7 protein-coding genes and 1 pseudogene are annotated in these 7,396 nt (G+C 70.7%); 3 read left to right on the top strand and 5 right to left on the bottom strand.

What is annotated here, in order from left to right; genetic code table 11:
• Positions 1–31: 31 nt before the first annotated feature.
• A complete protein-coding gene (locus ACZ60B_RS36240; protein ID WP_469394809.1) occupies positions 32–415 on the bottom strand; it encodes a winged helix-turn-helix transcriptional regulator in 384 nt (127 codons plus the stop codon).
• Positions 416–508: 93 nt separating this feature from the next.
• Here ACZ60B_RS36240 and ACZ60B_RS36235 point away from each other — a divergent pair, with 93 nt between their 5' ends.
• Positions 509–1,153 carry an NADPH-dependent F420 reductase gene (locus ACZ60B_RS36235; RefSeq protein WP_469394807.1) on the top strand — a complete coding sequence of 215 codons (645 nt, stop codon included), beginning with the start codon at positions 509–511 and terminating at the stop codon, positions 1,151–1,153.
• A 295-nt stretch (positions 1,154–1,448) separates the two neighbouring features.
• Here the strand turns inward: ACZ60B_RS36235 and ACZ60B_RS36230 are convergent, their stop codons facing one another.
• Positions 1,449–1,733: a hypothetical protein gene (locus ACZ60B_RS36230; protein WP_469394805.1), complete on the bottom strand. Its 285-nt coding sequence runs from the start codon at positions 1,731–1,733 to the stop codon at positions 1,449–1,451.
• A gap of 245 nt (positions 1,734–1,978) precedes the next feature.
• Between ACZ60B_RS36230 and ACZ60B_RS36225 the strand changes: the two genes are divergently transcribed.
• Together ACZ60B_RS36225 and ACZ60B_RS36220 are read left to right on the top strand one after the other, a co-directional pair.
• Positions 1,979–2,470 (top strand): DUF2975 domain-containing protein, encoded by a 492-nt coding sequence (locus tag ACZ60B_RS36225; RefSeq protein ID WP_469394803.1) that lies wholly within the window; start codon positions 1,979–1,981, stop codon positions 2,468–2,470.
• On the top strand, positions 2,470–2,700 hold the full coding sequence (locus ACZ60B_RS36220; RefSeq protein WP_469394801.1) for a helix-turn-helix domain-containing protein: 231 nt from the start codon (positions 2,470–2,472) through the stop codon (positions 2,698–2,700). The genes ACZ60B_RS36225 and ACZ60B_RS36220 overlap by 1 nt, the downstream gene beginning before the upstream one ends.
• A gap of 70 nt (positions 2,701–2,770) precedes the next feature.
• Here ACZ60B_RS36220 and ACZ60B_RS36215 read toward each other — a convergent pair.
• From ACZ60B_RS36215 to ACZ60B_RS36205, 3 genes and pseudogenes are all read right to left on the bottom strand, one after another.
• A pseudogene (locus tag ACZ60B_RS36215) lies at positions 2,771–3,367 on the bottom strand (ribonuclease BN); the annotation flags it as partial.
• Between the two features lie 148 nt (positions 3,368–3,515).
• A complete protein-coding gene (locus ACZ60B_RS36210; protein ID WP_469394799.1) occupies positions 3,516–4,388 on the bottom strand; it encodes an SDR family oxidoreductase in 873 nt (290 codons plus the stop codon).
• Between the two features lie 596 nt (positions 4,389–4,984).
• On the bottom strand, positions 4,985–7,255 hold the full coding sequence (locus ACZ60B_RS36205; RefSeq protein ID WP_469394797.1) for a catalase: 2,271 nt from the start codon (positions 7,253–7,255) through the stop codon (positions 4,985–4,987).
• Positions 7,256–7,396 lie beyond the last annotated feature (141 nt).

The following is a 7,396-nucleotide window of genomic DNA, read 5'->3' as shown; positions in this document are numbered from 1 at the left end:
GGGGCCGGGCCCGGGCACGTCCGCGCGACCCCTATCCGGCCCCCGCACGGTCGCCGATGCCGGCGCCGTGGCGCTCTTGAGCGGCAAGGACCTGATCGGCGTGCTCGACGGCCCACCGGCCGAGCGCGGCCAGCGGTCCCTCGGCGAGGCTGCCGCCCAGCTCGGACAGCTCGTACGCGACAGAGCGGTCGGCCGGCGTGGTGATCCGTGTGATCAGGCCGTTGGCGTGCAGCCGGCCGAGGGTCTGGGTCAGGACCTTGTCGCTGACGCCCGCGATGTCGCCCAGAAGGTCGGTCCGGCGACGTCTGCCCGCTCGCAGGGCCATCAGCACCACGGGGTCCCAGGTGTGGGAGATCAGATCGGCGGCCAGGCGCACCGCGCAGTCGGCGGCGAAGGGTGAGCAGTGGTCGGTCACACGTCCCTTCCTACCGGATTCGGGCCTACCGATCGGTAGGCCCGAGGTTCCTACCGTACGAGGTGTCAGGACTTCGAGGAGTGGGAGAGCGACGTGCGTATCGGAATTCTGGGCACCGGCGTGATGGCCGAGGCGCTGGCGGAGGCGTGGTCGCGACGTGGGCATCAGGTCCTCGTCGGCGGCCGTTCGCAGGACAGGGCGCGGGCGATCGCCGAGCGGCTCGGCGGGTCGGTCGAGGCGGTCGAGCCCGTACAGGTGGCCAGGGCCGGCAACGCCGTGGTCGTGGCGGTGGCCTGGGAGGGGCTCGACCGGATGCTCGCTCTCGCGGAGGCCGACCAGGGGTCGCTGGCGGGCAAGACCGTGATCGACTGCACCAATGCCGTCGACCACGCCTCCGGACTGCTCAAGCCGTCCACCGGGTCGGCGGTGGAGCACATCGCCGAGCGGGCCGTGGGCAGCCGCATGGTCAAGGCGCTGCATCTGTTCGCGGGGACGAGTTGGCTGGCCCCGACACCGGCGGGGCAACCGAAGCGGACCGTGGCGATGTGCGGCGACGACGACGCGGCGCTCGCCGTCGCCGCCGAGCTGATCCGCGACCTCGGCGGCGTGCCGGCCGCGATCGGCGGGCTGGAGCACGCCCGGCAGCTCGAAGGCGTGGCAGGTTTTGTGATGCGGCTGGTCGCCACGGGCCACGACCCCGTCACCGCGGTGCCCGTCGTCGACCGGCCACAGGGCTGACGTCACGGGATCACGCCGGGTGCGGCAGTCCCGTCTCCGTTGCCGTCGGGCGGACCGGCCGACCGGGGGTACGGCGCCACGACTCGACCGGGCAGCGCGAGCGTGGCCGCGGCCGACCGCTTAAAGTCGCCTGAGGGAGCAGGCCGACGGACCGCTCTGCCCCTTCCCGGCCGGGCGACTTCACCCCATACCGGCCGGGACCCAGGCCGAGCTCCGACGGCGCCCCGCGCGTCCTCCGCCGCGCCCCGGTTCCGCCGCCGGGTCCCCGTGGGGCCTGTCATCCCTCAGTCGGCACTCACGAGTGGGCCACGACCTCGCCGGCCATGACCTGGGGAGGATCGGGCAGCAGTGCGGCAAGGTGGTCCCGTACGAAGTCCGCGGCCCTCGCGATCGATTCGTCGGCGCCCGACCGGTCCTGAAAAACGCTGGTCGAGACCATCACTCCGTCCCCGGCATCGATCCAGTAGTAGGCCACGAAGCCGGTGACCTGGCGCAGGAGCGGCACGAAGCCGTCGTTCACCAGACGTGCGGCCTCAGCCGGATCGGTCACCCCTTCGTACCGCCGGACTGCTGCGTACATCACCGAGCTCCTCACGGCGTTCCGGGTTCGTCCTCTGCCTGGACCTCGTACCCGTGCGACGGCCGGCCGGGCTCCTGGGGCGTCCGGCAATCACCTGAAAGGCCGCCTCGGGCGGTCCGAACGGCGGCTGACGACCCGGGCACACGGCCCTGCCTGCGTCCGCCCCGGCGGGGCATCGACACGCACCTTGCTCCACCTATCGATATTCGATAGATTCCCATCGCAACTCGATTGAAGGATGGGTCATGGGAAAGCTGACCGTGCGTGCGCTGCGCGCCGTGCTCGTGGTGGTGCTCGCCGGCACCGTGCTCGTACAGGCAGGGATGATTTGGGTGTTGGTCAGCGGGAGCGACCCGGAGGACGGGTCGATGCCGCTGACCGCGCTGCGCGTGATCACGATCCTGGGCATGGTGTCGGCCCAGGTCGCCCTGGTCAGTGTCTGGCGGCTGGTGGCGATGGTGCGACGCGGAACCGTGTTCTCCCACGCCGCCTTCCGGTACGTGGACGCCGTGATCGGCGCGATCGTGGCGGCCGCCCTCCTGTGGTTCGCGGTCACGGCCGTCAACGCGCCGGGCCAGCGGGAGGACCCGGGCGTCACCGTCATCATGGGTGGGATCGGCCTGGCCGTCCTGGGGGTCGCGCTCATCGTGCTCGTACTGCGGATGCTGCTCGCCCAGGCCGTCGCACGCGACGTCGAAGCGGCGCGGATGCAGGCCGAGTTGGACGAGGTGATCTGATGCCGATCGCCGTCGACATCGACGTGATGCTGGCCCGGCGCAAGATGTCCGTGGGCGAGCTCGCGGACCGGGTGGGGATCACACCCGCCAACCTGGCGGTGCTCAAGAACGGCCGCGCCAGGGCGGTGCGCTTCGCGACCCTCGCCGCACTCTGCGAGGTGCTCGAGTGCCAGCCGGGCGACCTGCTGCGCTGGGAGGCCGAGGACGCCGAGGACGCCCTGGAGGGATGAGGCGGCCGATGAGCGCGCCGCCGTAGACGGTGTAGCCGACGCCGACGAGCCAGGACTGCACCACCAGGATGATGCCGACCGCGCCGTAGGAGACCGCATTGGACACGATGAGCGGCACGAAGACCAGTTCGGAGAAGATCCGCAGACCGACGAAGGCGGCCACGGTGGCGAACGCGCCGGGAAGCAGGCGCAGCCACGTGACGCGCGAGTCGAGGAGGAGGTGCTGGAGCCACCAGAAGTAGAGCACGCCGCCGCACGCGCCCACCGCGATCCGGGGTGTTGTCGCGGCAGCGCTGCCGAGCCAGGGAAGGCCGCGCCAGGTGCTGAGGAGGATGAGTGCGATCAGTCCGGCCAGGCCCAGGACCTGGCGCCACAGCGTGTGCCAACGGCCGGGCGGCAGGTGCCAGATCCGTTGGTAGGCGTTCTGGACCGCGGCCATCAGCGAGATGCCGAACACGGCGAGGCCGACCAGACCCAGCGCGGTGGTGGTGCTCAGGACGGCGCTGCGGGAGGCGAACAGCCTGTCCACCGCCTGGGCCGAGCTGCCGGACACGCCGAGACCTTCGTTGATCCAGTCCGCGACCCCGCTCCCCCGGGCAGGCAGAGCCGCCGCGATCACGACCAGCAGGGGCACCAGCGTGACGAAGAACAGGGTGGCGAAGGCCATCGCGCGGTGCAGCAGTTCGATCTCCCGGCCGGCGTGCCACAGGCTCCTGGCGGCCTCGCCCACCTGCCGGATCGCCCTGCTGACGCGTGAAGCGTTCCGGTCCACGGCCACGCCCTCGCACTTCCCTCGGCAGTACGGCCCGCACGTATCAAGGCAGCGGCGTTCCGCCCGTGGCGTTCAGGATCTCGGCCGTGATGAAGCTCGCGCGGTCGGACGCCAGGAAGACGTAGGCGGGCGCCATTTCCGCGGGCTGGGCCGGCCGGCCCAGGGGGGCCTGCTTCCCGAACTCCTTCGTGTCCGGGAGCGTCGCCGGGATCAGGGGGGTCCACACGGGACCGGGAGCGACGGCGTTGACCCTGATGCCGTCGGACACGACCATCTGGGCGAGGCCCTGGGTGAAAGTGACGATCGCCCCCTTGGTGGTGGCGTAGTCGAGCAGATGAGGGCTGGGCTTGTACGCCTGCACGGAGGTGGTGTTGATGATCGACCCGCCTGCCGGGATGTGCGGCAGTGCCTTTTTGCACAGCCAGAACATGCCGTAGAGATTCGTACGCACGACCCGGTCGAACTGCTCCGTGCTGATCGCCTCGATGCCGTCGGGCTGCGACATCTGATAGGCCGCGTTGTTGACGAGGACGTCGATGCGCCCGAACTCGGCGACGGCACGTTCGATCAGCCGGTCGCACTGGTCCTCGTCGCGGATGTCGCACGGCACGGCTGTCGCCTTGCGGCCCGCCTGCTCGACGAGCCGCGCGGTCTCACGCGCGTCCTCGTCCTCCTGCGGAAGGTGGGTGAACACGACGTCCGCGCCCTCACGGGCGAAGGCGAGGCACACGGCGCGACCGATGCCCGAGTCGCCTCCGGTCACCACGGTGCTGCGTCCGTCGAGCAGACCGTGACCCTCGTACGTCTCCTCGCCGTGGTCGGGAGGCGGGTCCATCGCCCCCGTCCAGCCGGGATGCTTCTGGTCCTGCTCGGGGAAGTCGGGTTGGGGATACTTTTCGGCAGGGTGCTCACTCATCACGCGCCTCTCGTCCACGAATGCGGTGCGTCACGCCGCGCGCGGGGTTCCTGTGCGTCGGCCGCAGTGCGCAAGGCCTTCGACGGCGGCTCACCGGCGTTCCGGTCGGCATGCGGAACCACTGGCGAGCCGTCGTTCCGGGTCAGGGTCCGGACCACGGCGGCCGGCCCGGGTTCCGGAGTTCGGTCAGGGGCGCGGCAGCGGGGAGGCCGTCCGCCCGTCGGGCCGGCAGCCCGGACCCGGTCGGACGAGGGCCTGCAGTCCGATGCCACGAACTCCCGTCTCCCCCTCGGCTCCCACCTGAAACACCGCGCCCTCGGTCTTCCGGCGCGGCAGCCGCCGGTGGGCCGGGCAGCGTGTCGCGCAGGCGCCGACGCGTTTCGAACGATTATTCGCCGCAGCCGAACGCCCGATGGAACCGCTGGTGCCCGGTGCGGACGCGGATGGCCCGGCGGAGTCGGGCCCACCAGGCGCATCATTCCGAACAAACAGGAAACGAGGCCTGCTTGGCACGAGGTCGCACTCTTCGTCGGCGGGGAACGGCACCCGGTCCCGCCGCCCGGCAAGGCGGCGGGGTCCGGGCGTGTCGCCCAGGATCAGACGGCGGCGGTGAAGCGCTCCCAGACCCGATGCCGGGCCAGCAGAGGGGCCAACTGGTTCAGTACCGCTTCGGCGTCCTCGGCGAGAACGACGCCGACGGCGTCGACGGGTACCCCGGCTGCTTCCAGCACCGCGTCGGCACCCGCCCAGCCGCCGATGGCCTTGGCATGCCGGAACGCCTCGGAGACCAGGAGCAGCACCCGCGGGTCGAGCGCCGTCCGGCTGGGTCCCGGTGCAGCGGCCTTGGCGTCCTGAGCGCCGTGGGCGCCGTCCGGAGCCGGCGCCCCGGCGACGACGACGGCGTCGAACTCGACCGAGCGGGCGGTGGCGAAGGTCCGCTGGACGGTGATCGCGTCACCGCCGGTGCCGAGCTTTCCTCCGGCCGGTGCGACGACCAGCGGAACCATGCCCATGTCCAGAACGGCCTGGCGCAGGGCGTTGACTCCCTCCAGGTGGTCGGAGCCTCCGGTGACGATCCCGATGACCCGGCCGTCGGCCGGCCATTCCCGGCCGACCTGGGAGAGGGCCGGGCTCGGCTGCACATCGGCGGGCGGTTCGGTGGCCTCGGGGGCGGGCAGTCCGAGGCCCACGGCGACCGCGGCACACAGCTCGGAGTCGATGTGGGCGAGCGCGCGCAGCTGCCGCTCCTTGATGGCGTTGCTCCAGCACTTGCCGAGCTCGAAGGTGTAGGCGGCGATGATGTGCTCGCGTTCGACCGAGGACATGCTGAGCCAGAACAGCCGGGCCTGGCTGAAGTGGTCGGCGTAGCTGGCCGGGGCGTCACGGACTTTGCGGGCTGCGGGGACTTCGAGCGGTGTTTCGATGAAGGCGCCGGTGTCCGCCCCCGCGGCGAACGGGCAGCCGCCGTCCAGCGAGTTCGGCTTGTAGGGCGCCACCCCGCTGTGCACAGCCTGCTGGTGGAAACCGTCACGCAGCATGTCGTTGACGGGCGAGTGCGGCCTGTTGATCGGGATCTGGTTGAAGTTGGGGCCCGCCAGGCGCGTGATCTGGGTGTCCAGATAGGAGAAGAGCCGGCCGGCGAGCAGCGGGTCGTCGGTGACGTCGATGCCCGGAACCAGATGGCCGACGTGGAATGCGACCTGTTCCGTCTCGGCGAAGAAGTTGCTCGGGTTGCGGTCGAGGGTCAGCAGTCCGATCAGCTGGACCGGGGCCAGCTCCTCAGGAACGATCTTCGTCGAGTCGAGCAGGTCGATCCCCTCGAAGGTCTGCTCCGGGGTGTCGGGAAAGACCTGGATGCCCAGCTCCCACTGGGGGTGGGCACCGGTTTCGATCGCGTCGGCAAGGTCGCGGCGGTGGAAGTCCGGGTCGACGCCGCCCGCGATCTGAGCTTCCTCCCACACCAGGGAGTGCACCCCGAGTTTCGGCTTCCAGTGGAACTTGACCAGCGTCGACTTGCCCTGCGCGTCGACAAGGCGGAAAGTGTGGACGCCGAAGCCCTCCATGGTCCGGAACGAGCGGGGGATTCCCCGGTCGGACATGTTCCACAGGGTGTGGTGCTGGGCCTCGGTATGCAGCGAGACGAAATCCCAGAAGGTGTCGTGGGCGCTCTGGGCCTGCGGGATCTCCCGGTCCGGGTGAGGCTTGCCGGCGTGGATGACGTCGGGGAACTTGATCGCGTCCTGGATGAAGAAGACCGGGATGTTGTTGCCGACGAGGTCGAAGACCCCCTCCTCGGTGTAGAACTTGGTGGCGAATCCGCGGGTGTCACGGACCGTGTCCGCGGATCCGCGGGATCCGAGCACCGTGGAGAAACGCACGAAGACGGGGGTCTCCGTGTCCTTGCGCAGGAACGCCGCGCGGGTGACGTTCTCGGCGGTGCCGTAGGCCCGGAAGACCCCGTGTGCACCGGCACCGCGGGCATGGACAACGCGCTCGGGGATCCGCTCGTGGTCGAAGTGCATGATTTTCTCGCGCAGGTGGTGGTCCTGCAGCAGAACCGGCCCCCGTGCACCCGCTTTGAGAGAGTGATCGGTGTCGTACAGCCGGGTGCCCTGCGCGGTGGTCAGGTAGGAACCGCTCTGCGCGTTGCGGCCGGGCTCGGCTCCGGTCGGCTGGCCGGTGGGGCTCACGGTCTCAGGGGTTCCCTGGTCCGGTTTGGGCGGTAGCGGCTCGCGTGGCTCGACGGGCTCCTCGACCGGAACGGACCCGGACGACGGCGCGCCGGGGATGCCTTCGGCCGGGCGGCCGTGGCCCAGGACGTCGGTCACCTTCTCGGCGGCGGCTCTGATCGGGTGGGACTTCGGCATCTTTCCTCCATGCTCGACGCCCGCGCCGTGCTCGGGGCAGGGCTACAGCCATGACCGCCCCGCTCGGCGTGGTAACGGGCGCACCGGGAACATCCGCCCAACGACACACGGTCCCGCTCCTCCGACTGCGTCCGGTCAGAC

This window comes from Streptomyces sp. NPDC104096 (genome assembly GCF_055584385.1).
Note: the sequence above shows the minus strand (reverse complement) of the source record. Positions and strands in the feature narration are given on the sequence as shown.